This is a genomic window from Ideonella sp. WA131b, assembly GCA_023657425.1.
In the GTDB taxonomy this organism is placed as follows: domain Bacteria; phylum Pseudomonadota; class Gammaproteobacteria; order Burkholderiales; family Burkholderiaceae_C; genus Rubrivivax.
The window spans coordinates 1,012,736-1,037,814 of record JAGTJW010000002.1; the positions used below are offsets into that span (position 1 = coordinate 1,012,736).

22 protein-coding genes, 1 tRNA gene and 1 pseudogene are annotated in these 25,079 nt (G+C 66.6%); 15 read left to right on the forward strand and 9 right to left on the reverse strand.

Annotated features, from left to right (window positions below):
* Window positions 1-43 precede the first annotated feature (43 nt).
* The 6 genes from KA711_14705 to KA711_14730 form a co-directional block, all read right to left on the reverse strand.
* Window positions 44-1,957, reverse strand: coding sequence for an ATP-binding cassette domain-containing protein (locus KA711_14705; GenBank protein MCM0610219.1), 1,914 nt, complete (start codon window positions 1,955-1,957; stop codon window positions 44-46).
* 70 nt (window positions 1,958-2,027) lie between these two features.
* Window positions 2,028-3,008 carry a DUF4243 domain-containing protein gene (locus tag KA711_14710; GenBank protein MCM0610220.1) on the reverse strand — a complete coding sequence of 327 codons (981 nt, stop codon included), beginning with the start codon at window positions 3,006-3,008 and terminating at the stop codon, window positions 2,028-2,030.
* Window positions 3,005-3,988 (reverse strand): glutathione synthase, encoded by a 984-nt coding sequence (gene gshB, locus KA711_14715; GenBank protein MCM0610221.1) that lies wholly within the window; start codon window positions 3,986-3,988, stop codon window positions 3,005-3,007. Before gshB ends, KA711_14710 begins: the two co-directional genes overlap by 4 nt.
* A 52-nt stretch (window positions 3,989-4,040) precedes the next feature.
* A complete protein-coding gene (locus tag KA711_14720) occupies window positions 4,041-5,174 on the reverse strand; it encodes a benzoate/H(+) symporter BenE family transporter (GenBank protein ID MCM0610222.1) in 1,134 nt (377 codons plus the stop codon).
* Window positions 5,175-5,272: 98 nt separating this feature from the next.
* On the reverse strand, window positions 5,273-6,103 hold the full coding sequence (locus KA711_14725) for an aldo/keto reductase (GenBank protein ID MCM0610223.1): 831 nt from the start codon (window positions 6,101-6,103) through the stop codon (window positions 5,273-5,275).
* A gap of 50 nt (window positions 6,104-6,153) precedes the next feature.
* Complete coding sequence (locus KA711_14730) at window positions 6,154-7,026, reverse strand: alpha/beta hydrolase (protein MCM0610224.1); 873 nt, start codon at window positions 7,024-7,026, stop codon at window positions 6,154-6,156.
* A gap of 124 nt (window positions 7,027-7,150) precedes the next feature.
* Between KA711_14730 and KA711_14735 the strand changes: the two genes are divergently transcribed.
* The 7 genes and pseudogenes from KA711_14735 (at window position 7,151) to KA711_14765 (ending at window position 15,351) form a co-directional block, all read left to right on the forward strand.
* Window positions 7,151-7,226, forward strand: a tRNA-Ala gene (locus tag KA711_14735).
* Window positions 7,227-7,695: 469 nt separating this feature from the next.
* Window positions 7,696-7,968: pseudogene (locus KA711_14740) on the forward strand (type II toxin-antitoxin system RelE/ParE family toxin).
* A gap of 177 nt (window positions 7,969-8,145) precedes the next feature.
* Window positions 8,146-8,355, forward strand: coding sequence for a helix-turn-helix domain-containing protein (locus KA711_14745; protein ID MCM0610225.1), 210 nt, complete (start codon window positions 8,146-8,148; stop codon window positions 8,353-8,355).
* 123 nt (window positions 8,356-8,478) lie between these two features.
* Window positions 8,479-9,966 (forward strand): DUF3375 domain-containing protein, encoded by a 1,488-nt coding sequence (locus tag KA711_14750; GenBank protein ID MCM0610226.1) that lies wholly within the window; start codon window positions 8,479-8,481, stop codon window positions 9,964-9,966.
* 27 nt (window positions 9,967-9,993) lie between these two features.
* The gene (locus tag KA711_14755) at window positions 9,994-10,671 is read left to right on the forward strand and encodes a DUF4194 domain-containing protein (GenBank protein ID MCM0610227.1); all 678 of its coding nucleotides are present in this window, start codon (window positions 9,994-9,996) and stop codon (window positions 10,669-10,671) included.
* 7 nt (window positions 10,672-10,678) lie between these two features.
* The gene (locus KA711_14760; protein ID MCM0610228.1) at window positions 10,679-14,077 is read left to right on the forward strand and encodes an ATP-dependent exonuclease SbcCD, C subunit-like protein; all 3,399 of its coding nucleotides are present in this window, start codon (window positions 10,679-10,681) and stop codon (window positions 14,075-14,077) included.
* On the forward strand, window positions 14,074-15,351 hold the full coding sequence (locus tag KA711_14765; GenBank protein ID MCM0610229.1) for a hypothetical protein: 1,278 nt from the start codon (window positions 14,074-14,076) through the stop codon (window positions 15,349-15,351). Before KA711_14760 ends, KA711_14765 begins: the two co-directional genes overlap by 4 nt.
* Window positions 15,352-15,388: 37 nt before the next feature.
* Here KA711_14765 and KA711_14770 read toward each other — a convergent pair whose 3' ends face one another.
* On the reverse strand, window positions 15,389-16,636 hold the full coding sequence (locus tag KA711_14770; GenBank protein MCM0610230.1) for an ISL3 family transposase: 1,248 nt from the start codon (window positions 16,634-16,636) through the stop codon (window positions 15,389-15,391).
* Here KA711_14770 and KA711_14775 point away from each other — a divergent pair.
* The 8 genes from KA711_14775 to KA711_14810 all read left to right on the forward strand — a co-directional run bounded on the left by KA711_14775 (window position 16,635) and on the right by KA711_14810 (window position 21,704).
* Window positions 16,635-17,081, forward strand: a complete 447-nt coding sequence (locus KA711_14775; protein ID MCM0610231.1) for a hypothetical protein — start codon at window positions 16,635-16,637, stop codon at window positions 17,079-17,081. The two genes, KA711_14770 and KA711_14775, sit on opposite strands and share 2 nt — an antisense overlap.
* A gap of 141 nt (window positions 17,082-17,222) precedes the next feature.
* On the forward strand, window positions 17,223-17,390 hold the full coding sequence (locus KA711_14780) for a TfoX/Sxy family DNA transformation protein (protein MCM0610232.1): 168 nt from the start codon (window positions 17,223-17,225) through the stop codon (window positions 17,388-17,390).
* Window positions 17,391-17,566: 176 nt separating this feature from the next.
* The gene (locus KA711_14785; protein ID MCM0610233.1) at window positions 17,567-17,842 is read left to right on the forward strand and encodes a BrnT family toxin; all 276 of its coding nucleotides are present in this window, start codon (window positions 17,567-17,569) and stop codon (window positions 17,840-17,842) included.
* The gene (locus KA711_14790; GenBank protein MCM0610234.1) at window positions 17,799-18,080 is read left to right on the forward strand and encodes a BrnA antitoxin family protein; all 282 of its coding nucleotides are present in this window, start codon (window positions 17,799-17,801) and stop codon (window positions 18,078-18,080) included. The genes KA711_14785 and KA711_14790 overlap by 44 nt, the downstream gene beginning before the upstream one ends.
* Before the next feature lie 176 nt (window positions 18,081-18,256).
* The gene (locus KA711_14795) at window positions 18,257-18,706 is read left to right on the forward strand and encodes a GNAT family N-acetyltransferase (protein ID MCM0610235.1); all 450 of its coding nucleotides are present in this window, start codon (window positions 18,257-18,259) and stop codon (window positions 18,704-18,706) included.
* A 126-nt stretch (window positions 18,707-18,832) separates the two neighbouring features.
* Window positions 18,833-19,417: an HD domain-containing protein gene (locus KA711_14800; protein MCM0610236.1), complete on the forward strand. Its 585-nt coding sequence runs from the start codon at window positions 18,833-18,835 to the stop codon at window positions 19,415-19,417.
* A 674-nt stretch (window positions 19,418-20,091) separates the two neighbouring features.
* Window positions 20,092-20,742, forward strand: coding sequence for an HAD family hydrolase (locus tag KA711_14805; protein ID MCM0610237.1), 651 nt, complete (start codon window positions 20,092-20,094; stop codon window positions 20,740-20,742).
* A gap of 572 nt (window positions 20,743-21,314) precedes the next feature.
* Window positions 21,315-21,704: a VOC family protein gene (locus tag KA711_14810; protein ID MCM0610238.1), complete on the forward strand. Its 390-nt coding sequence runs from the start codon at window positions 21,315-21,317 to the stop codon at window positions 21,702-21,704.
* 88 nt (window positions 21,705-21,792) lie between these two features.
* Here the strand turns inward: KA711_14810 and KA711_14815 are convergent, their stop codons facing one another.
* A complete protein-coding gene (locus KA711_14815; GenBank protein ID MCM0610239.1) occupies window positions 21,793-23,127 on the reverse strand; it encodes an IS110 family transposase in 1,335 nt (444 codons plus the stop codon).
* A gap of 328 nt (window positions 23,128-23,455) precedes the next feature.
* Window positions 23,456-24,790: an IS110 family transposase gene (locus tag KA711_14820; protein ID MCM0610240.1), complete on the reverse strand. Its 1,335-nt coding sequence runs from the start codon at window positions 24,788-24,790 to the stop codon at window positions 23,456-23,458.
* Between the last annotated feature and the right edge of the window lie 289 nt (window positions 24,791-25,079).

Consider the following 25,079-nt stretch of genomic DNA (forward strand, 5'->3'; position numbering starts at 1 on the left):
GCCACGGCCCGAGCCTCGGGCGCGAGCGGGCACGGGACCCTCGTCAGCGCGAGGCCAGGGCTTCCCAGCGCTCCAGGGCCTGCAGCAGCTCGGCCTCCAGCGCCTCGTGGCGCGCGTGCAGCGCGGGCACGGACTGCGCGTCGCGCGCGTAGGTGGCGGGGTCGGCCAGCTCGGCCTGCAGCGCCTTCTGCTCGGCCTCCAGCGCCTCGATGCGCGCGGGCAGGCCGTCGAGCTCGCGCTGCTCCTTGTAGCTGAGCTTGGCCCTGGGCGCAGCCGCGGCCGGCGCAGGCGCGACGGCCGGCCGCGGGGCTGGGGCGGCGGCCGGCGGCGCCACACGGGCGCGCTCGCGCTGGCGCTTCCAGTCCTCGTAGCCGCCCTCGTACTCGCGCCAGAAGCCGGGCCGGCCGCCGAAGGCCGGGTCGCCCTCCCAGGCGATGGTGCTGGTGACGACGTTGTCGAGGAAGCGCCGGTCGTGGCTGACGAGGAACACCGTGCCCTCGAAGGCCTGCAGCAGCTCTTCGAGCAGCTCCAGCGTGTCGATGTCGAGGTCGTTGGTGGGCTCGTCGAGCACCAGCACGTTGGCCGGCAGCGCGAACAGGCGCGCCAGCAGCAGGCGATTGCGCTCGCCGCCCGACAGCGTGCGCACCGGTGAGTTGGCGCGCTCGGGGGCGAACAGGAAGTCGCTCAGGTAACTCATCACGTGCTTGCGCGTCACCTTGGGCGGCTGGCCCTGCTCGATCCACTCGCTGCCGGGGCTGATGGTGTCGGCCAGCGTGGCGTCGAGGTCGAGCCCGGCGCGCATCTGGTCGAAGTAGGCCACCTGCAGCCGCGTGCCCTGGCGGACCTTGCCGGCCGTGGGCTGCAGCTCGCCCAGGATGAGCTTGAGCAGCGTGGTCTTGCCGCTGCCGTTGGGGCCGATGAGGCCGACCTTGTCGCCGCGCAGGATGGTGGCGGTGAAGCGGTCCACCAGCGGCGGGCCGTCAGCCCTGCCTTCGACGGGAAAGCGCATCGACACCTCGGTCAACTCCGCGACGATCTTGCCCGGCGGCAGCCCAGCCTCCATCTCCAGGCGCACGCGCCCCAGCACGTCGCGCCGCTCGGCGCGGGCCTTGCGCAGCCCCTCCAGCCGCGCCACGCGGCCCACGCTGCGCGTGCGCCGGGCCTCCACGCCCTTGCGCACCCACACCTCTTCCTGCGCCAGCAGCTTGTCGGCGCGGGCGTTGGCCAGGGCTTCGTCCTCCAGCTCGCGCGCCTTGGTGGCCTCATAGGCGCTGAAGCGGCCGGGGTAGCTGCGCAGCACGCCCCGATCGAGCTCGACGATGCGCGTGGCCACGGCGTCGATGAAGGCGCGGTCGTGCGAGACGACGACCAGCGCGCCGCGCCAGGCCACCAGCAGCTCCTGCAGCCACTCGATGGCGGCCACGTCGAGGTGGTTGGTGGGCTCGTCGAGCAACAGCAGCTCGGGCCGCGCCACCAGCGCACGCGCCAGGGCCACGCGCTTCTTCGTGCCGCCCGACAGCGCGTCGACACGCGCGTCGCCGTCCAGGCGCAGGCGCTCCAGGCTCTCGGCCACGCGCTGCTCCCAGGTCCAGCCGTCCAGGGCCTCCAGGCGCGTCTGCACGGCGTCGAGGTCATCTCCGTCCGCATGCAGCTCGAAGCGTTCGCGCAGCGCGCGCGCCTCGGCCACACCCTCGGCCACGGCGTCGAAGACGCACGCCCCGGGCGCGAACCCGGGCTCCTGCGGCACGAACACGCGCCGCAAGCCCTGCTGCAGCGAAATCAGGCCGTCGTCGGGCTTGTCGAGCCCGGCCAGGATCTTCAGCAGCGAGGACTTGCCGGTGCCGTTGCGGCCGATGAGTGCCAGCCGCTCGCCGGATTCGATGGACAGGGCCGCGCCATCCAGCAGCGCGACATGGCCGAACGCGAGGTGCGCGCCGGCAAGGGACAGAAGGGCCATGCGCCGATTGTCGGCGCAAGGACCTGCCCGGGCGCCGACGGCGGCACCCGGGGCCTGCGGCAGCGGCGCTTCAGGCCAGCGCCCGCGTGGCGGCCGCCTGCCAGGGGCCGTCGGGATCCCGGGCCGCATGCTGCACGCAGGCGTCGACCAGCTTGATGACGTGATCGTCGTCCTGGGCGATGGCCTCGGCCACCAGCGCCGGCCAGGGGCGCAGGGCCAGCGTTGGCCGCACGACGATGCCGGCCGCCGCCACCGCCGCGGCAAAGGCGCGCCAGTAGGCGGCGCGCCCGGCCTGCAGCCGCTCGGGCTCGTCGGGGTCGAGATAGCGCTCGAGCTCGATCATCGCCAGCGAACTCGTCACCAGGTGCAGCACCGTGAAGTTGCCGCTGGCGGCATAGGCCATGCCCGCCAGGCGCGCCAGGCGCGGCAGCGTGTCGGCCGACAGCGCCAGGCCGGCGGCAAGCCGGTCGAAGCCCGGTGCGGCCGCCGCGGCGCGCAGGCCGTGGGAGATGAAGCCGCCCGCCGCGCGCACCGGCTTCAGGCGGCGCAGCAGGGTCTCGGGGTCATCGGTGTGCGGCGGCTGGGTGGGCAGCGCCTGGCCCAGGGGCCGCCAGCCGGCGGCCCAGGTGGCCAGCGCATCCACCAGCTCGGCGCGGTGGGTGGCGGCCACGGCGTGCGCGGTGCGGATGAAGCCGTGGAAGGCCGTCCCTCCCACACCCAGCATCAGCCGCGGCAGTGCCTGCTGCAGCAGATCGCCGGCCGACTCGTGCACGATCCACTGCGCGAACAGGTCGCGGTACTTGGGCCAGGCCTCGCGGTGGCCCAGGTAGTCGGCCCAGGGCTGGCCCGGTGGCCAGGGCTGCACCGCCTCGGCCGGCGAGAGGCGGCTCTCGTAGGCCTGCGCGTAGGCTTGCAGACGTTCGTCAGGCGCCCCCAGCCGCGCCAGCGCGTGCAGCGCCATCGGGCGGTGGTTGGCCAGCCCGCCGCCGTAGTCCGGCGCAAAGCCGGCCTCGGCGTCGAGCAGCCGGTGCAGGGTGTCGGTCATGGTCATGGCGTGCCTCCCGTGGTCAGCGCGGATTCCAGCGCATCGACGAACATCGCGGCCACGTCGTAGCCGGTCTGCTCGGTGATCTCGGCAAAGCAGGTCGGACTGGTGACGTTGATCTCGGTGAGACGGTCGCCGATGACATCGAGCCCCACCAGCAGCAGCCCGCGTGCGGCCAGCACCGGGCCCAAGGCCTCGGCGATGGCGCGGTCGGCCTCGGAGAGCGGCTGCGCCACGCCCTTGCCGCCGGCAGCCAGGTTGCCGCGCACCTCGGTGCCCTGCGGAATGCGCGCCAGGGCGAACGGCACCGGCCGGCCGCCGATGACGAGCACGCGCTTGTCGCCCTGCGCGATGGCCGGCAGGAACTTCTGCACCATCATCGTCTGCGCGCCGTCGCGGTTGAGCGTTTCGGTGATGGCACCGAGGTTCAGGCCGTCAGGGCCGACGCGGAAGATGCCCATGCCGCCCATGCCGTCGAGCGGCTTGCAGATGATGTCGCGGTGCTCGGCGTGAAAGCGGCGCACGTCGGCGGCGTCGCGCGTCACCAGCGTGGGCGCGATCCACTGCGGGAACTCCAGGATCGCCAGCTTCTCCGGGTGGTCGCGCAGCGCCGCGGGCTTGTTGAAGACACACGCGCCCTCGCGCTCGGCCTGGCCCAGCAGGTGGGTGGCGTAGAAGTACTCGCTGTCGAAGGGCGGGTCCTTGCGCATCAGCACGGCATCGACGCCGTTGAGCGGCTGTGGGCGCTCGTGCGGCGGCTGTTGTGCGGCGCCGAACCAGTCGTGCACCCCGGGGCCGCTGCGGCCAGTGAGGGTGATGTCGCGCACGAAGGCCGTCACGGGCTCGCCAAGCTGCCAGCGCAGGTCTTTCGGCTCGCAGGCCATCAGCGTGTGACCGCGGCGCACGGCCTCCCGCATCATCGCGAAGGTCGAGTCCTTGTGGGTCTTGAACGACTCCAGCGGGTCGGCAACGAACAGCAGCTTCACGGGCACATCTCCAGTCCAGGGCCGCGACTGTGGCACAGCGCGCGAAGCCCCATCAGCGGCGCAGGGCCGCGCGCACCACGACCCCGGCCACGACGCCCCAGAACGCGCTGGCGATGCCGAACAGCACCAGCCCGCTGGCGGTGACGACGAAGGTGACGAGCGCGGCCTCGCGCTCGGCTTCGTCCTTCATTGCGGTGGCCAGCGCCGAGCCGATGGTGGACAACAGCGCCAGCCCGGCCACGGCCAGCACCAGCGCCGGCGGGAAGGCGGCGATCAGCGCCACCACCGCACCACCGAGCAAGCCCACGACGATGTAGAAGACGCCGGCCGCGGCGCTGGCCCACCAGCGGCGCGCCGGGTCTTCGGCGGCCTCGCGCCCCATGCAGATGGCCGCGGTGATGGCCGCCAGGTTGAGCGCGTAGGCACCGAACGGCGCCAGCAAGAGCGTCGCCGCGCCGGTGGTGGCGATGGCGGGCGACACCGGCACGCGGTAGCCGGCGGCACGCTGCGCAGCCACGCCGGGCAGGTTCTGCGAGGCCATGGTCACCACGAACAGTGGCAAGGCAATGCCCACCAGCGCGGCCAGGCTGAAGGCCGGCATCGTGAACACCGGCTTGGCCAGCGCCCACTCGATGCCGGAGAAGTCGAGCCGGCCCTGGCCTGCCGCCACGGCGATGCCAACGAGCAGCACGCCGGGCACCGCGTAGCGAGGCCACCAGCGCCGCCCCGCCACGAAGGCGGCGCACATCGCGCCCACCAACAGCGGCTCGCCCGGCAGGGCGGCGAAGGCGTCGAAAGCAAAGCGCGCCAGCACGCCGGCCAGCAACGCCGCGGCCAGCGACTGCGGGATGCGGTCCATCACGCGCGCGAACCAGCCGGTGGCGCCGGCCAGCGTGATCAGCAGCGCGCAGACGATGAAGGCGCCCACGGCCTCGGCCATCGGCACGCCCGCCCCGGCGCTGACCAGCAACGCTGCGCCGGGCGTGCTCCAGGCGGTGAGCACCGGCATGCGGTACTTCAGGCTCAGGCCCAGGCTGGTGAGGCCCATGCCCAGGCCCAGCGCCCAGATCCACGAGGCCGTCTGCGCCGGCGTGGCGCCCAGAGCCGCCGCGGCCTGGAAGACGATGACCACCGAGCTGGTGAAGCCCACCAGCACGGCGACGAAGCCGGCCACGAGAGCCGACAACGGCGGCCCTTGCGGGCCTTCCGGGGCCGACAACGGCGGCCCATTCAGGCCGTCCGGGGCCGACAACGGCGGCCCATTCGGGCCGACAGGGGCCGACGTCACGGGACCTCGTGGCCCATGCTGGCCTGCCAGACGCTGGCCCAGGCCTGGCGCGACACGCTGATGCGCGTCGCCGCCACCGCCTCGGCCAGCGCCTCGATTCGGACACTGCCGGTGATCGGCACCGGCCGGCTCGGGTGCCGGCGCACCCAGGCCAGCGCGGCCGTCGCCAGGCTGCAGCCGTGCTCGGCGGCGATGGCGCCGAGCGCCGCCCGCACGCGCCGCGCCTGTTCGTCGTCGGCCGTGAACAGGCGGCCCCGGGCCAGAGGGCTCCAGATCATGGGCGGCAGACCCAGATCGGCCGCCTGCTCCAGCGTGCCGTCGGCCAGCGCCTTCATCTGCAGGGGCGAGAACTCGATCTGGTTCGTGGCCAGCGGCACACGCCGATGCAGCGCCGCGAACTGAGCCACCGTGTGGTTGCTGACGCCGAAGGCCCGCACCTGGCCCGCCGCGTGCAGCCGCACGAAGGCTTCGGCGATCTCGTCGGGGTGGGCCAGCCCGTCGGGGCGGTGGATCAGCAGCAGATCGATGCGGTCGGTGCGCAGCGCGCGCAACGAGCGCTGCACGCTGGCCAGAATGTGAGCGGCGCTGCTGTCGTAGTGTTTGACCGCCAGGCCGGGCTGCGACGCGTGCACCAGACGGATGCCGCACTTGGTGACCAGCGTCATGCGCTCGCGCAGCCCTGGCTCGGCGGCCAGCGCCTCGCCGAACAGCGACTCCACCGTGTAGCCGCCGTAGATGTCGGCGTGATCAAACGCGGTGATGCCGAGATCGAGAACCTGCTGGATCCAGCGCACCCGCGCGGCCCGGTCCTGGCCCCAGGTGTGCATCTGCCACAGGCCCGCCACCACCGGTGGCAGCGCGATGCCGTCCGAGGCGTTCAGCGCAACCCCAGCAGGCGCAGCGCCAGCTCGTGCAGCCGGCCGGCCGGATCGGCCAGCGGGTTGAGCACGCTGAAATGGTTGCTGCCCGGCAAGGTCTCGCACACCGGCACGGCGGTGGGGCCCCAGACGTCGCGGATGAGCGCGTTCTGGCGCACGAACTCGTCGCTCTCCTCCAGGCCCACGACCGCGAACAGGCGGGTGTTCTTCGGCCGCGGGAAGAACGCCGGCGACAGCCGCGCCACGGCCGACGGCGTGAGCCGCAGGTCGCGCATCACGCAGGGCGTGTGGCGCAGCGGTTCCAGGTCGTACAGGCCCGAGATCGACAGCGCGCCGGCCAGCGGCTGCAGCGGCAGGGCCGGATCGAGCTCCTTCCAGCGGCAGGTGAGCAGCATCGTCGCCAGGTGGCCGCCGGCGGAGTGGCCCACCAGCGCGATGCGAGAGGGATCGCCGCCAAGTTCGGCCGCATGATCCAGCGCCCAGACCACGGCCTGCGCCATCTGCAGCGCGATGTGCTCGATGCCGACGGCCGGGCACAGCGCGTAGTTGGGCACCAGCACCAGCGCGCCCGCGGCGTTGAAGGCGGGCGCGACAAAGGAGAAATCGTTCTTGTCGAGCGAGCGCCAGTAGCCGCCGTGAATGAACACCAGCACCGGCGCACCACCGGGCTGCGGCCGCGTCGGCGGGAAGACGTCGAGCGTCTCGTTCAGGCCTTCGCCGTAGCGCAGGTCCAGCCGCGCCGCGGGCGAGTGGGCTCGCACATGGGCCGAGGCCTCGGCCCAGTTGCGCAGGATGCGCGGGTGCTCGGCAACGCGGGCGCGGTTGTCGTATTGCTGATCAAGCCAGGCCGGGTCATCGAGGCGGGTTCGCATCGGGGTCGCGCTCCTTGGGTTGGGCAAGCAAGAGGGGCAGGCTGCGATGGTAGCGACCGCGCACAGCGGTCACGCCCGCACCGCCAGACTCGGCGGCACGATGCTATAGTGCCGCGCTGCGCGTGGGGGGGTAGCTCAGCTGGGAGAGCGTCGCGTTCGCAATGCGAAGGTCGGGAGTTCGATCCTCCTCCTCTCCACCATCTACAAGGGCTCGGACGATCTCCGGGCCTTTTTTTTGCCCGCTTCCCCCGCGTGGCGCGGATTTCCGGGCGGCTGTGCTGCGGGTGCGGGCGCGCCACGGCGCTCGGAATCGGTCACTTCCCGGGCCAGAGCCTCCATCGCGTCAGATGGCTGACCTCGGCGGGACGGTCTTGCCAGTTTTTGCCAAGCCATCCAACCTGTCGGCATGAGCACGATGAACCTCTCCTTGCCCGACAGCCTCAAGACCTTCGTCGACGAACAGGTCAGCCAGCGTGGCAAGGAGCGTGGGCGGCAGCGAGTACGTGCGCGAACTGCTCCGCCGCGATCAGGATCGGCTGCAGCTGCGCACTATGCTGTCAGGGGCGCTTCGTCGGCTCCCACAGCGTCGGTGAAGGAGACCTGCTTCGTAGGCTTGCGCGAGCGGGTGCGCGGCGCTGCCCAGGTGGCGAGAAAGACACGCAGTCGGTCGTGAAGGCCAAACCCGTTGTCCCGCGCGAGCAGGCCCGGCAGGATGTCGAGGATGCAATCACGGACTACATGTCCGAAGACGCCGAGGCTGCCGCGCTGGGCTTCATCGACGCCTTGGCGCTGGCCCACGCGCACATCAGCCGTCATCCGGCCACCGGCACGCCGCGCTACGCCCATGGGCTGAGCTTACCGGGCCTGCGCTCCTGGCCGCAGACGCCTTACCCCCACCTCCTCCTCTCCGTCGAGCGCTCGGACCCCGTCGATGTCTGGCGCGCGGCGCCGGCGGCGCGGGGATCGATGTGGCGCATCGGGGTCTCCGGGTTGATCGCGATGCAGTGATTCACGCGCTGTTCCGCGCCGAAGCCAAGCTTGGGAGAGCGTCCTCCCGTTGATAGACTTTGGTGTTGTTTGATCCACTTAAGACGCTTCCAGGTGGCAAGCGCGGACGCCATGACCGCTGAACCGTGGGTTTCCGCCGAGCAGGTCGCCCAGCACCTGGGCGTGGCCAAGGACACCGTCTACCGCTGGCGGGAAAACCGGGGGCTGCCGGCGCACCGCGTCGGGCGGCTGTGGAAGTTCAAGTTGTCTGTGGTGGACGACTGGGTACGCGCCGGGGGCGCGGACGAAGAGAGCAACGAACGTTCAAGAAGCCCGACATGACCGTCATCTCTTCCACGGCGCGCTTTCTCCCACGCGTCAGGCCTCAGAGTGGCTTCGAACCCGCGTACCGGATCGTTCGGCGCTTCAATGATGGCGGCTCGCAGACGTCCGGATCAACCTCCGATGTCTCTTGACCACGCCACCCTCTCCACCCTGCGCGACCGCCACCCAGCCTGGCGGCTGCTGGCCTCGCCGCATGCGGCGCTGGTGGCGAGCTTCCTGCACCGGGTGTTCGTGACGCCGAACGTGCGCGTGATGAGCGAGGCCGATCTCGCCGAGGCGCTGGAGGACGAGTTGTTCGCCCTGCGCGAGCAGTTGGGCCCGGAGGCTTACCCCAAGGGCGCGCTGGACTACCTGAACGACTGGGCCGCGCCCGACAAAGGCTGGCTGCGCAAGTTCTACAAGCCGGGCACTGACGAGGCGCAGTTCGACCTGACGCCGGCCACCGAGAGGGCCATCGCCTGGTTTCTGACGCTGACCGAGCGCCCATTCGTCGGCACCGAGTCGCGCCTGCTGACGCTGTTCGCGCTGTTGGAGCAGATCAGCGCCGGGACCGAGGCCGACCCGATCAAGCGCGTGGCCGACCTTCGCCAGAAGCGCGACGAACTGGACGCCGAGATCGCCCGCGTGCTGGCCGGTGACGTGCCGCTGCTGGACGACACAGCAGTCAAGGACCGCTTCCAACAGTTCCAGCAACTGGCGCGCGAGCTGCTGGCCGACTTCCGCGAGGTGGAACACAACTTCCGCCTGCTCGACCGCAAGGTGCGCGAGAAGATCGCGTTGTGGGAAGGCGCCAAGGGTGCGCTGCTCGACGAGATCATGGGCGAGCGCGATGCCATCGGCGACTCCGACCAGGGGCGCAGCTTCCGCGCCTTCTGGGACTTCCTCATGTCCACCCGGCGGCAGGAGGAGCTCTCCGAGCGGCTGGACCAGGTGCTGGCGCTACCTGCCGTCGCGGCGCTGAAGCCCGAACCTCGCACCCGCCGCGTGCATCACGACTGGCTGGAGGCAGGCGAACACACCCAGCGCACGGTGGCCCAGCTGTCCCAGCAGCTACGCCGCTTCCTGGACGACCGTGCCTTTCTGGAGAATCGCCGCATCCTGGACCTCTTGCATGGCATCGAAAGCAAGGCGCTGGCTCTGCGGGGGGCGACTCCCGCCGGCACGGTGATGCACATCGACGCGATGGCCGCGGAGATCGAGCTGCCGCTGGAGAGACCGTTGTTCACGCCGAGCGTGAAGCCGCGCCTGGCTGATATGGCGCTCGTCGCTGGCGAAGACGACATTGACACCGCGCGCCTGTTCGGCCAGATCGTGGTGGACAAGGCGCGCCTGAGGTCGGCTGTTCAACGCGCACTTCGCCGCCAGCCGCAGATCACGCTTCGCGAGCTGCTGGATGCCGAGCCCCTACACCAGGGACTGGCCGAACTGGTGGCCTATCTGGAGTTGGCCCACGCCGGGGACGGCAGCGGAGCGCTGGACGCCTTGGGCGGCCTGCGCTCCCTGGTCGACGAAACGGTGATCGAGCCGATCCGTTGGCTGTCCCGCAACGCAGAGGGCGAAGCCGTGACGCGCGAGGCGCGCTTGCCCCGCGTGATCTTCACGCGCTGACGGCGTCAAGCGGCCAGGGGGAAGAACATGAACGACGCGCTGCACGAGGAAGCTTCGGCGGAGACCCCGCCCGGCACACTGCCCGAAGTGCCCGAGTTGTCGCAGCTGTTGGTGAGCCTGCTCAAGGGCGTGCTTTACCGCGACGACGACGAGCGGCTGTGGGCCAGCCTGCTTCGCCTGCAGGCGCGGGTGAGGGAACAGTCCGCCATGCTGCTGCTCGATCTGGTGCTGGACGAGGCCGAGGGCCACGCCTTTCTGAAGAGCCGTCCCGACCCGGAAGAGGCTTCGGGGACGTCACGCCTGCCGCGGCTCGTCGCACGCCGGCCGCTGTCCTACCCGGTCAGTCTGATGCTGGCGCTGGTGCGCAAGCGCATGGCTGAGTTCGACGCCGGCGGTGGCGATACCCGGCTGGTGCTCTCGCGCGACGACATCACCGAACTGGTGCGGGTGTTCCTGCCCGATGGCACGAACGAGGCGCGGCTGATCGACCAGGTGGACGCGACGATCACCAAGGTGGTCGATCTGGGGTTTCTGCGCCGGCTCAAGCCCGCCGCCGGCAGTGCACAAGACCGAGGGACCTACGAGGTGCGGCGCATCCTGAAGGCCTTTGTCGATGCGCAGTGGCTGGCGGAGTTCGATGCGCGGATGGAGGTGTATCGCATGGCGTTGTCTGGTGGCGCTGGCAAGGAGGCCCAAGATGTTTGAGGCGCCGATGGACGCCACGACATTGGGCCTCGACTTCGTGTCCGACGACAGCCGCGTAGGCTTTCGTCTGCAGCGGCTGGAAGTGCTCAACTGGGGCACCTTCGACAAACGTGTCTGGCGCTACGAGCTCGATGGGCGCAATGGCCTGCTCACGGGCGACATCGGTTCGGGCAAGTCCACGCTGGTCGATGCGATCACGACCTTGCTCGTTCCTGCGCATCGCGTGGCCTACAACAAGGCCGCCGGGGCGGACTCGCGCGAGCGGTCCTTGCGCTCCTACGTGCTGGGCCACTACAAGAGCGAGCGTCACGAGGTCACGGGCAGTGCCAGACCCGTGGCGCTGCGCGATGCGTCGAGCTACTCGGTCATCCTTGGCGTCTTCCGCAACGAGGGCTACGACCAGGCTGTGACGCTGGCCCAGGTCTTCTGGCTGAAGGACCCTCTGGGCCAGCCCGCTCGCCTGTTCGTGGCCGCCGAGCGAGCCCTCACCGTTGCCGAAGACTTCAGCGGCTTCGGCAGTGACATCGTCGCCCTGCGCAAGAAGCTGCGCGGCTCGGGCTGCGAGTTGTTCGACAGCTTTCCGCCCTACGGTGCCTGGTTCCGCCGGCGCTTCGGCATCGAACATGAACAGGCCCTGGAACTGTTCCACCAGACCGTCTCGATGAAGTCGGTGGGCAATCTCACCGACTTCGTGCGCAGCCACATGCTGGAGCCCTTCGATGTGGGCAGCCGCATCGAGGCGCTGATCCGCCACTTCGACGACCTGGACCGGGCGCATCAGGCGGTGCTCAAGGCCAAGCGGCAGGTGGACTTGCTGACGCCCTTGGTCGACGACGGCGCGCGCCACCAGGCGCTGGTGGCCGAGACTCAGGGCTGGCGGGATGCGCGCGATCAGCTTCGACCCTATTTCGCCCGGCTCAAGGGCGACCTGCTGGACCGCCGAATCGGCTTTCTGGCAGACGATGCGGCCCGGCTGGATGCGCAGATCGAACGCCTGGACGCGGAGCGTGAAGCCGAGCGCATTGAAGTCGGACGCCTGGAGCGGGCCCTGCGAGACAACGGCGGCGACCGCCTGGAGGAACTGGCGGCAGAAATTCGCCGTTTGGAGGGGGAGAAGGTACAACGCCAGAAGAGGTCTGACCGCTTCCAAGAGTTGTTGGCCCGCGTCGATGAGGCGGCGCCAGGGGATGAAGCAGGTTTCCTCGCTCAGCAGCAGAGCATCACCCAGCGTGCCGAAGGCTTGCGCGAGCGCATTGCCAACTTGGACAACCGGGAGCGCGAAGAGGACTTCACTTTCCGCAAGGGCCGAGAAGAGCACGCCGCCCTGTCCGACGAGATCGACAGCCTCCAGCGGCGCAAGAGCAACATCGACGCCGCCCAGATCCGCATCCGCGATGCGCTGTGTTCGGCCCTGGCGATCGGCGAGGACGAACTGCCTTTCGCTGGCGAGCTCATCCAGGTGCGTGACGACGAGCAAGATTGGGAAGGCGCCGCCGAGCGGCTGCTGCGTGGCTTTGGCCTCGCGCTGCTGGTTCCGGACGCGCACTACAAGGCCGTGGCGGACTGGGTGGACCGGCAGCATCTGGGCGCCCGGCTGGTGTACTTCCATGTGCGGCAGAGGAAGGCAACGCAAGGCGCCGCTCTGCATCCGCAGTCGCTGGTGCGCAAGCTCGTCATCAAGCCGGACTCGCCACACTACGAGTGGCTAGAAAGAGAGCTTTGCCAGCGCTTCGACGTCGCCTGCTGCGACAACGGGGAGCAGTTCCGCCGCGAGGCGCGCGCCATCACACGCTCCGGTCAGATCAAGGACCCGAGCGGACGCCACGAGAAGGACGACCGCAGCCGGATCGACGACCGCAGTCGCTATGTGCTCGGTTGGAGCAATGCCGCCAAGCTGCGGGCGTTGCGCGATCAGCGGGAGCGTCTGGCGGCAAAGCTGGCCCTGCTCGGGCAGCGCCTTGGCGAGATCCAGCAGGCTCGAAATGAGCTGCGGAGTCGGCTGGATGCACTCAGCAAGCTGGAAGAGTTCACGCGCTTTGCGGACATCGACTGGATGAGCCTGGCTCGGCAAATTGCTGGACTCACCGAGGAGCGCGCGAGGCTGGAAGCCGCATCCGACACCCTGCAACACTTGGGGCGCCAGCTCAAGGCCGCGCAGGTTCGGCTTGGCGAGCAGGAGGTCAGGCGGTCCGACGCGTTGGGCAAACGGGGCGAAGTCAAGAGCAAACTTGAGACGGCGCAGGCGATGCGGGATCAGGCCGGCAGCGTGTGGAACGACTTACCGCTGACCGACGCACAGATCGAGCGCCTGGATGGCTGGCGCTCGCAGGCGCTGGGCGAGCATCAGCTGTCGATCGAGTCCTGCGACAACCGCGAGCAGGACGTGCGCAAGTGGCTGCAGGAGCGCATCGATGCGGAGGACAAGCGCCTGGCCCGTCTGACCGAGCGCATCGTCAATGCCATGCGCGGCTTCAAGGAGGAGTTCAAGGCCGAGACCGTCGAGATGGACGTGAGCCTGGCCGCGATGCCGGAGTACGAAAGGATGCTCACCGGCTTGAAGGGCGACGACCTGCCGCGATTCGAGGCGCGCTTCAAGGAGCTGCTGAACGTCAACACGATCAACGAGATCGCCAATTTCAACGCCCAGCTCGCCCGCGAGCGCGAGACGATCAGGGAGCGCGTCGACTTCATCAACCAGTCGCTCCAAGCCATCGACTACAACCCCGGCCGCTACATCAAGCTGGTGGCGCTGCCCAGCCCGGATGCGGAAATCCGCGACTTCCAGCAGGACTTGCGGGCGTGCACCGAGGGGGCGCTGACGGGCTCGGCGGACGAACAGTATTCGGAAGCCAAGTTCCTGCAGGTCAAGGCCATCATCGATCGATTCCGGGGCCGCGAAGGACTGTCGGACGCCGACAGGCGCTGGACCGCCAAGGTCACCGACGTTCGCAACTGGTTCCTGTTCTCGGCCAGCGAACGCTGGCGCGCAGACGGTGCCGAGCACGAGCATTACTCGGACTCGGGTGGCAAGTCGGGCGGCCAGAAGGAGAAGCTGGCCTACACCGTGCTGGCTGCGAGCCTGGCCTGCCAGTTCGGGCTGGAGTGGGGCGCCGTGCGTTCGCGGTCGTTCCGTTTCGTGGTCATCGACGAGGCGTTCGGGCGCGGGTCCGACGAGTCGGCACAGTACGGGTTGCGCCTTTTTCAGCAGCTCAACCTCCAGTTGTTGATCGTCACGCCGCTGCAGAAGATCCACATCATCGAGCCCTTCGTGGCCAGCGTCGGCTTCGTGCACAACGAGGGCGGACGCGACTCACGGCTGCGCTGCCTGTCGATCGAGGAGTACCGGGCTCAGAAAGCGGAAGGCTGGGCCGAAGCCAGGGCTGCCGGAGACGGCGCAGCACCATGAGCTGGACCACGCCGGCAGACTTGCGCACCCAGGTCCAACGTTTGTGGGACCGGGGCGACTTGCTGCGGGCGGCTGTCACCGACGCCGTTTCGTGGCCCCTGCGCCTGGGCTTGAAGACTCCCGGTGCGTCCGACTTGTCCGACCGCTTCGAGGCCGTTCGTGACTGGGTGCACGCCTTCGCCGATGCCCCGCAGGTTCGGGTCGAATGGAGGGCGTGGAACCACCGCGTCCAGGGAACGCAGCAGCTGCCGGCGGCCGTATGGCTCGACACCCTGCAGGACGCCTTGGCCCTCATCGGCAAGGTTCGTCAGGCGCGGCGGTTCGAGGCCTTGTGGCAGCAGACGGCAGCCGCGCAGTCGCCGCTGCTGGCGTGGCTTGTCCGGCGGCCGATCCAGGCGTTGGACCTTGCCGACCGCTGGGAGCGTCTGCTGGCCGTCGTCGTATGGCTGCAGGCCCATCCTCGACCAGGCGTGTACCTGCGTCAGGTCGACGTGCCCGGCGTGGACAGCAAGTTCATCGAGGTCCACCGAGGCGTGTTGGCCGAGCTGCTGGACCTGGCGCTGCAACCTGAAGTCATCGAGACCCATGCGACCGGCGTTGGGCAGTTCACGCGCCGATTCGGCTTCCTGGACAAGCCCGTCCGAATTCGGTTTCGCCTCCTCGACCGGGCCTTGCCCAGCCTGCCGGGCTGCCCATCCTCGACGCAGAGCCTGCCCGACATCACCCTGGACGCTGCGAGCTTCGCGGCGCTGGTGCTACCCGTCCAGCGTGTCTTCATCACCGAGAACGAAACCAACTTCCTCGCCTTCCCGCCAGCGGCGGACGCCATCGTCGTCTTCGGCGCAGGCTACGGTTGGGAACCGCTGGCGCGCGCCAAGTGGCTGCATCGATGCCAGCTGCACTACTGGGGCGACATCGACACCCACGGATTCGCCATCCTCGACCAACTGCGTGGTTGCTTCCCCGGCGCGGCGTCCTTCCTCATGGACCGTGCGACGCTCCTTGCCCACCGCCTGCACTGGAGCGAGGAGCCCGACCCGGCACGCCGCGACCTGGCGCGTCTCACGCCGGGGGAGACGGCGGTTTTTGACGACCTCCGATTCGATCGCCACCAGCCCCGGCTGCGTCTGGAGCAGGAGCGCGTGGGGTTTGGCTGGCTGCGCGATCGACTGGCAAGTGTTCCCGCACGCACACCCGTCCCCGGCGGCGAGGCAACGGCCCAGGCGCCAGTTCAAAGCCCTCCGGACCGGCATCGGCCGCCCACGCAGGACTGACTCGGGCGGACAAGAGGCTGTTTGAACTTCCGCTTCGTCAGAAGAATCTGTGGGCCAGTTTTGGCTCTGGAAGCCTGCCAAGCACGTGATACAGGGAGAGTTCAGCGATCCGGAAGGTCCTGTAGCCGTACGCTTTTCTCATAGTGACTTTGGCTTTGTTGTTCAGCCCCTCGATGATGCCGCTGGAGAACTGCTTCTTGGCCTTGAAGTAGTTGAGCAGCAGCTCGCGGTGCGCGCGCACGGTTCGGGCGAACCGCTTTACCGGCTCGATGCGTGAACGCATCGCCCGTTTGCACCAGGCGTCGAGGAACTTGGCCGCCCACGCCGGTGACGTGTATTCCCAGAACAGCTGGAATTCTTCCTTGAGCAGGTAGGCCCGCACGCTCTTCAGGTTGTAGCCCAGCAACTCGCGCAGACTCAATCGCTGCTTGTCCGTGAGGTTCTCCGGCCGCTTGAGCAGGCACCAGCGCTTCTTCTTGAGCACGGGCTCGTAGCCCTCGCGAACCATTCGCCGGGCCTCACCGGCGCGCACCTCGTCCAGCGCCTTGTTCAGCTTGGCCACCATGTGGAAGCGGTCCAGGATGTTCAGCGCCTGCGGGCAATGCCTGGCGATCATCTCCAGGTAGGGCCGCCACATGTCCGAGCAGACGAACTCGACCTTGCCGGCCAGTTCCTGGCCGATAAGGGTGAAGAAGCCTTCGAAGCTCTTCATCGTGCGGTCCCGGCCCACCCACAGCAGCCGCACGCAGTTGGCCTCGATGTGATAGACCAGCGTCAGGAACTTGTGGCTCTGACCGATGTGGATCTCGTCCACGCCAATGGCCCGCAGGGTCCCGAGTTCGCGATGCTCCAGCCCCCACTGCACGACATACTCCACCGCATGACAGACCTGATCCCAGGTCGTGCCGAAGCTCAGTGCCGTCTCCTTCCACGACAGCTTGCGTGCCCAGTGCGCCAGGTACAACATGTACGCCTTGGTCAGCGTGTGCTTGCCCATCGCCCAGGGCACTTGCTCGACCTTCACGCCGCACTGGCGGCATTGCACACGCCGCATGGCGTACAGCAGCATCACCGCATAGCCCCAGACCGGGATGAACTCGAAGCGCCGAACGGCCAGTACGTCGTACCCGGGTGCGGTGTTGCCGCAGCATGAGCAATGCGGCTTGGAGCCGCGGCGCGGCCGCACGTCGACCTCGATGGTGCTGGTGGCTTCGATCAGCCGCACGGCGGCGTAGACGAAGCCGGGGAAGTGGTGGCAGGCATTGAGCAAGCGAGCGAGCAACATGGCCGACTCCCGTGGCAGCGCCAATGACGAGTTCCATCTCGAGCCACAGGAGGCGCAGCGCCTGCGGCAAGCCTGCCCTGACCTGCACGACTGGCCCCGATCCTGGCACGTTGAGCCTGCCGACATCGTCGTGGGCCAACAGGTCGTTGAGTTGCTGACGCCGTTCCTGCTGCATCTGCTGGACCAGGGCCTGGCCAAGGCAACCGTGAGCCGGCACCGCGACAACCTCTGGACGCTCGGTGGCGAGCTGATCCGGCGCCGCTATGACGACGAAGAGCTTGCGCAGCAGGACGTCAAAGCCGCCATCGGGCAGCTCATCGGCCGTGACGGCGGACCGCTGATGTGGCCGCGCATCAACGAAGCGGAACAAGACTCGCTGGACGCAACCTGCCGCAAGCTTGAACGCTTCTGGCGCGCAGCGGCTGCCGCGCACGCATCGCGCTGACGCGTAAACACAGGACCGCGGTGGCGCCAACTGAACGGATGCCGCAACGCAGGTGATCGCCACCGTGCAGTGCAGAGTTGTCCACGGCGGCGGGCGGTCGGCGCTTGCGACGAACCGACAGACCGCCGCGGTGGGCAACTCGTGTCAAACGCTCAAATCGGCCTCAAATCGCCCACTGATAGTCCGGAAGAACCCAATCTCCTGTGGGCCTTGGAAGGTGCGCTAACTGGGCTCCCGTGGCAAGTTGTCGCCAAGGAGCACAGGCTGAGCTTGCTACTCGCTCTCGAAGCTCAGAATGGCAATGCCTAACCCCTCGCTCAAGCTGACCCGCTACGGCAGGCGCTGTAAGCCTGGTCCGCGGCACTTGGTGCATCATCGCGAACCAGGCTTACAGCGCCTGCCTCCGCGGGCAGCTTAGCTCGAACGTTAGGCGTCACAAACGAGCGCCCCTTGCGCGCCGTGGTTTTTGTAGATACACTAACCACGTGACCATCACTTACGATCCTGAGAAGAGAGCTCGAACCCTAGCCGAACGGCACCTCGACTTCGAAGACGCCAAGTTTGTCTTTGCGGCGCCGAACTTCGAGTCCGAAGACAGACGCAAGGACTACGGCGAGAGACGGATCATCTGCTTCGGCATGTTGAGAGATCGAATGGTTGTTGTTGGCTACACACCGCGCGGCGCGGATCGCCACGTGTTCAGCATGAGGAAAGCAAATGACCGCGAGCAAGCGCTCATCGCACCGCTCCTTGGGATCTGACCTCGTCAAGGTTGCAGCACACGTCATCCAGCCGGAGGAGTACGAAGAACTCCCGGAGCTGACTGGAGAAATGCTTGCCCGGGGCAAGGTGAACAAGGGCGGCCGTCCGCGCTCGGAGAACCCCAAGAAGCTGATCTCCATTCGTCTGCCGGAAGAGGTCATCCTGAAGTGGCGAGCTACCGGCCCAGGTTGGCAAACCCGCATGGCCGAGAAGCTTGCGCGCGTCGTACCCAAGTGACGCCTAACCCCTCGCTCAAGCTGACCCGCTACGGCAGGCACTGTAAGCCCGGGCTGAGGCACACTGTGCATCATCTCAGCCCGGGCTTACAGTGCCTGCCTCCGCGGGCAGCTTAGCTCGAACGTTAGGCCTCAAAGGAGAAACCATTGGTCATTCGCCCCGTCCTGAATACAGAGATGCCTGAGCTTCTCGCGCTGATTCGCGCCAAAGCGGAGTTCGACGGAAGCTTGGAGTCACTTGTAGCCACTACCGAATCGCTGCGACACGCGCTGTTTGCTGAACAGCCGAACGCCTACGCTCTCGTCGCCGACGTTGACGGAAAGCTGGTGGGCATGGCGACCTACTACGCCATCTTCTCGAGTTTCATAGCCAGACCCGGTCTTTGGATGGATGATCTGTTCGTCTACGAGAGATACCGCGGGAAGAACATTGGAGAAGAGCTTGTCCGCGAACTCTGCCGAGTCGCCAAGTCCTCAGGCTGCGCTCGCTTGGACTGGCTTGTGTCTTCCGCGAACGAGCGAGGCAAGAAGTTCTACTCACGAATCGGAGCCACCATCTTCGAGAAGGGGCGCCTTGTTCGCCTGAACGAAGAACGCATAAATGCGCTCGCTGCGGTTGAGGCCTAACCCCTCGCTCAAGCTGACCCGCTACGGCAGGCTTTGTAAGCCCGGCCTGAGGTACTCTGTACATTCTCTCAGTCCGGGCTTACAAAGCCTGCCTCCGCGGGCAGCTTAGCTCGAACGTTAGGCGTCATGAAGCTTCCTCTGCCCGCAATTGTCGCGTTCTTGACCGATATCGAGCGCCTGAAGTTGGTCAAGCGGCGCGCCTACGTCAGCGACCTCTCACGACAAGAGAACTCAGCCGAGCATAGCTGGCACCTAGCTATGGGGCTAATGATAATTGCGCAGGAACTCAGCCTCGAACTTGATCTACACAAAGCGCTCGTCATGGCCCTGATCCATGATGTTTGCGAGATCGACGCGGACGACACGCCAGCGTTTGGACCCTTGCGCCCGGAACAGCAAGCAGTTGAACTCGAGTGCATTGAACGCTTGGCTGCAACCGGAGGCACATTCGGGCAACAGATGAGAACGCTGTGGCTCGAATATGAAGAACAAATCACAATCGAAAGTCGATGGGTAAAGGTGCTTGATCGCCTTATGCCATTCATAGTCAATCTCGCCGCAAATGGGAGAAACTGGAAGGAACAGTCGATAAGTCGCTCTCAGCTCCTTAGAGTAAACGCACCAGTTAAGGCGCACGCTCCGGAGATATTCCGGTGGATGGAGCAACGCATTGAGCAGTGCGTTCGTGACGGGTGGCTGCATGACGCCTAACCCCTCGCTCAAGCTGACCCACTACGACATGCAGCGTAAGCCTAGTGTGCGGCGCCTTCGGCACCTTCGCACACCAGGCTCACACTGCATGCCTCCGCGGGCAGCTTAGCTCGAACGTTAGGCAGCACAAACGAAGTCCGTGGTGCACCGAGAGATTCGGCGCCTATCGGCGTGTACTGAACAGCCACGAAAGAGCGGTAACGCGCCTTCTTCGGCGTCAAACTGTTCAGGCCGCAAGCACATGACCGAATCGAACCAACCTACTCGATCATGTCAATGACTCGGCGAAGAGTGCAGCGCCTTCTCAGCCGGTTCACGCGCGAGAAGCGCTCCGATCAAACAGCCAGAGCTCAGTCAGTTGGTCGGTCCGCCGCTCTCCAGCCGGTTGTGGCTTCGGTCAGCCACAGCTGGTGCGGCGGCTTGAAGACCCGACACACCACCTTCTTCTGCGCGGAGCGGGAAGCACCGCTGCGTGTGAGCAAGCTGAAGTGCCTTAACCTAACCCGGAGCGTCGCGGGTAAACCCTCAGTGCTGCCTAACCCCTCGCTCAAGCTGACCCGCTACGGCATGCAGCGTAAGCCTGGTGTGCGGCGCCTTCGGCACCTTCGCACACCAGGCTTACACTGCATGCCTCCGCGGGCAGCTTAGCTCGAACGTTAGGCGTCACGATCCACATGCTCAGCCCTTCCCTCGTCATCTTCGACTGCGATGGTGTGCTCGTTGACAGCGAGCTTCTCAGCCACTCTGTGCTGAGAGAGATGATCGCTGAGTTCGGCGTCGATCTGACGCTCGAGGAAACACTTGAGCACTTCATGGGCACGTCTACCGAAAAGTGCCTTGAGGTACTCAACTCCCTTGTTGGACAGTCTGCGCCCGCTGACTTCTTCCATCAATTCAGGACACGTACTTTTGCCGCGTTCGCAAGAGATCTAACATCTGTGCAGGGTGCACCCGAACTGCTTGCTGCACTACACGTACCGTACTGCGTCGCATCCAACGGTCCGCGCGAGAAGATGCGCTTTACCCTTGGGCACACCGGTCTGCTGCCTCTGGTTGAGGGGCGTCTATTCAGCGCTCAAGATGTCGCGCGTCCAAAGCCAGCACCTGATCTGTTCCTAAATGCAGCAGCCTCCCTTGGCGCACAAGCCAGTAGCTGCGTGGTGATAGAGGACAGTCCAACTGGTGTCGCCGCAGCGCGAGCAGCGGGCATGGTCGTGTACGGCTTCGCCGCCATGGGCCAATCCAAGAAGCTCTTCCAAGCCGGCGCTCAGCTCGTGTTCGGCAGCATGAGTGAACTTCCGGCCTTGCTCGGCAGTGCGCAGTGACGCCTAACCCCTCGTTCAACCCTGACCCGCTACGGCAGGCGCTGTAAGCCTGGTCCGCGGCACTTGGTGCATCATCGCGAACCAGGCTTACAACACCTGCCTCCGCGGGCAGCTTAGCTCGAACGTTAGGCCCGCCGGGAAACAATGCCTGTTGTCCTCAGCTCGGCTCGCCGCAGGCGGCTCGCCTCTGCCACTCGCCCCCTCCCTCGCGAGGCGCCTCTGTGCACCACTGTTCAGCGCCCCGCTTCGGGTCCGCCGCTTCTTTGGTAGCCACCGCCGCAACATGCTTCGTACGGAACCGCTCACCTCGAGCCACTCGTCCTTGTTTCCCGCGCACCGGACGCAAGACTCCAATCGTCCGCGCCGCACTCCTTCTCGGGTGCGCCCGGTGCGCTGCACCCAAGCGGCTGGCCTAACCCGTCGCTCAAGCTGACCCGCTACGGCAGGCGCTGTAAGCCTGGTCCGCGGCACTTGGTGCATCATCGCGAACCAGGCTTACAGCGCCTGCCTCCGCGGGCAGCTTAGCTCTAACGTTAGGCCGCAGAACGACCGCTTGTTCGAGATCCGCATCCATGCACCCCAAGATCCCCATCCGCAGCATCGACTACACGGTGATTTACGTTCGCCAGATGGACGCAATGAGAGAGTTTTACGGCAAGACTCTCGGTTTCTCGCTTCATCGAGAACTCAGCCCGAACTGGGTTGAGTATCGTGTCGGCTCCAATCTACTCGCACTTGCCGTCGGCGGCGGACGGTTCAAAGACACTACACCCCCAGTCGGCACGTTGATGCTGCAGCTTGCCTTTCGGGTTGCCCCTACAGAGGTTGCCAGTTGCGCCGCCGCTCTCGCGGAGCGAGGTACAGAAATCATCTCGGGACCAACCGACGAACCTTTTGGGCATCGGACTCTTTTCTTTCGCGACCCCGATGGCAACGTTCTGGAAATCTATGCCGAACTCTAGAAGCAGCCCTTTCGGCGCTTCCTCTAGGGCACTGCGGCCTCTCAAGAAACTCCTTCCAAGTAGTTGATTCGCTTATAGTTTTTCGGCGTTATGCGGTCGGCACCAGACTCATGCCTAGGCTCTGAGCGCGCCGCTGCAGGTGGTGGATAACGCGCTGTCTGTAGCGCTCTTCGTAGTACTGCTGACCTTGGTCGACGTACTCCTGTCCCTTGGTCATCAGCGCGTAGAACAGGCGCGCCAGCTTGTGGGCCGCAGCCGTGACGGCCTTGCCTTTGTCCATGCGGCCGCACAGCCGCCTGTAGTAGGCCCCCAGCGCTGACTTGCTGCTTCGCAGTGCCGCCGCCGCTTGCCGGAACGCCTGGCTCGCTCTGTTCACGCTGTGCTTGGTCTTCGCACCCAGCACCTTGCCCCCACTGATTCGCGTGCCCGGGCACAGGCCCAGCCAGGACGCGAAGTGCTTGTCGCTGGGGAAGCGGCTAAGGTCCGTTCCGACTTCGGCCACGATGTTCAGCGCCGTGGTCTCGTCGATGCCGTCCACCTTGGTCACGTCCACTCCGCACATCTTCAACAGTCGCTCTCGGACGTTGAACTTCGGCGCGTTCTTGGCCTTGCTGCGCTTCTTGCCCTTGCCGAGTTCCTTGGTGTGGACTTCCAGCTTGGCCATCACGCGCTGGATCTCGGTCTCGCACTCCTGCAACTGCTGCGCGTAGAAGTCGAATCTGCCCAGCGCCTGCTTCAGCGCCAACAGATGCTCCGCCCTCCACGTGCCTTGCAGGCTCGCCGCGATCTCCTCCTCGCTGGCCTTGATCCGGCTGTCCCGGTACGCCGCCAGCACCTGCGCATCGCGCTCGCCCTCGACGATGGCCCTGACGATCTTCTGGCCCGTCACACCTGCCACGTCGCTGATGGCCTGGCTGAGCTGGATGTTCATCAGCGTCATGGCCTTTTGCATGTGCTGCACGCTGCGGCCCTGGTCGGCCAGCAGCCTCGTCCGCAGCCGGTTGAACTCCCGCAGCTCGCAGAACTGGTCTTGCGGCCTGAACGCCGCCTTCAGCAGTCCGTAGCTCAACAACTGCTGGATCCACCGGCAGTCCTGCACGTCGCTCTTGCGCCCAGACACGTTCTTCACCTGCCGGGCGTCCACCAGCATCACTTCGAACCCACGCCGCTCCAGCAGCTCGTACAGCGGTATCCAGTACACCCCCGTGGACTCCATCGCCACGATCTTCACGCCGCACTCCTGCAGCCAGTCGGCCATCGCTTGCAGATCCCTGGTGTACACCCCGAACTGCCTCACCGATTGCTCCGCCGCTTCATTGGGCACCGCCACGAAGTGCATCGAACCACCCACATCGATGCCAGCCGCATCCGGGTGCATCACCTCCAGCTTGCTTCGGCCTGTCCTGGCCTTGCTCATCGCCATACCTTGCTCCATCATCCGTTGCGGGATGCGGAGCCAACTATGGGTACGTCGTCGTAGCTCACTCTCTCAAACGGGATGCACCAGGCCTCGGCGCCCTTCCAAGAACACCAAGGCCTGCCGCTCACCAATGTCGATGACGTCACCCAAGACCAACCTAACCCTCGGGCATCAAGCACCAGTGTCCGTCCGGCCTTGGTCGGCTCCGCACCCCATCTTTTGCCACAACCGGCGCAGCAGTTTCATCGGAACGATTCGCGCGCGTCAGCGTGCGCTGCGGCCTCTCAAGAAACTCCTTCCAAGTAGTTGATTCGCTTATAGTTTTTCGGCGTTATGCGGTCGGCACCAGACTCATGCCTAGGCTCTGAGCGCGCCGCTGCAGGTGGTGGATAACGCGCTGTCTGTAGCGCTCTTCGTAGTACTGCTGACCTTGGTCGACGTACTCCTGTCCCTTGGTCATCAGCGCGTAGAACAGGCGCGCCAGCTTGTGGGCCGCAGCCGTGACGGCCTTGCCTTTGTCCATGCGGCCGCACAGCCGCCTGTAGTAGGCCCCCAGCGCTGACTTGCTGCTTCGCAGTGCCGCCGCCGCTTGCCGGAACGCCTGGCTCGCTCTGTTCACGCTGTGCTTGGTCTTCGCACCCAGCACCTTGCCCCCACTGATTCGCGTGCCCGGGCACAGGCCCAGCCAGGACGCGAAGTGCTTGTCGCTGGGGAAGCGGCTAAGGTCCGTTCCGACTTCGGCCACGATGTTCAGCGCCGTGGTCTCGTCGATGCCGTCCACCTTGGTCACGTCCACTCCGCACATCTTCAACAGTCGCTCTCGGACGTTGAACTTCGGCGCGTTCTTGGCCTTGCTGCGCTTCTTGCCCTTGCCGAGTTCCTTGGTGTGGACTTCCAGCTTGGCCATCACGCGCTGGATCTCGGTCTCGCACTCCTGCAACTGCTGCGCGTAGAAGTCGAATCTGCCCAGCGCCTGCTTCAGCGCCAACAGATGCTCCGCCCTCCACGTGCCTTGCAGGCTCGCCGCGATCTCCTCCTCGCTGGCCTTGATCCGGCTGTCCCGGTACGCCGCCAGCACCTGCGCATCGCGCTCGCCCTCGACGATGGCCCTGACGATCTTCTGGCCCGTCACACCTGCCACGTCGCTGATGGCCTGGCTGAGCTGGATGTTCATCAGCGTCATGGCCTTTTGCATGTGCTGCACGCTGCGGCCCTGGTCGGCCAGCAGCCTCGTCCGCAGCCGGTTGAACTCCCGCAGCTCGCAGAACTGGTCTTGCGGCCTGAACGCCGCCTTCAGCAGTCCGTAGCTCAACAACTGCTGGATCCACCGGCAGTCCTGCACGTCGCTCTTGCGCCCAGACACGTTCTTCACCTGCCGGGCGTCCACCAGCATCACTTCGAACCCACGCCGCTCCAGCAGCTCGTACAGCGGTATCCAGTACACCCCCGTGGACTCCATCGCCACGATCTTCACGCCGCACTCCTGCAGCCAGTCGGCCATCGCTTGCAGATCCCTGGTGTACACCCCGAACTGCCTCACCGATTGCTCCGCCGCTTCATTGGGCACCGCCACGAAGTGCATCGAACCACCCACATCGATGCCAGCCGCATCCGGGTGCATCACCTCCAGCTTGCTTCGGCCTGTCCTGGCCTTGCTCATCGCCATACCTTGCTCCATCATCCGTTGCGGGATGCGGAGCCAACTATGGGTACGTCGTCGTAGCTCACTCTCTCAAACGGGATGCACCAGGCCTCGGCGCCCTTCCAAGAACACCAAGGCCTGCCGCTCACCAATGTCGATGACGTCACCCAAGACCAACCTAACCCTCGGGCATCAAGCACCAGTGTCCGTCCGGCCTTGGTCGGCTCCGCACCCCATCTTTTGCCACAACCGGCGCAGCAGTTTCATCGGAACGATTCGCGCGCGTCAGCGTGCGCTGCGGCCTCTCAAGAAA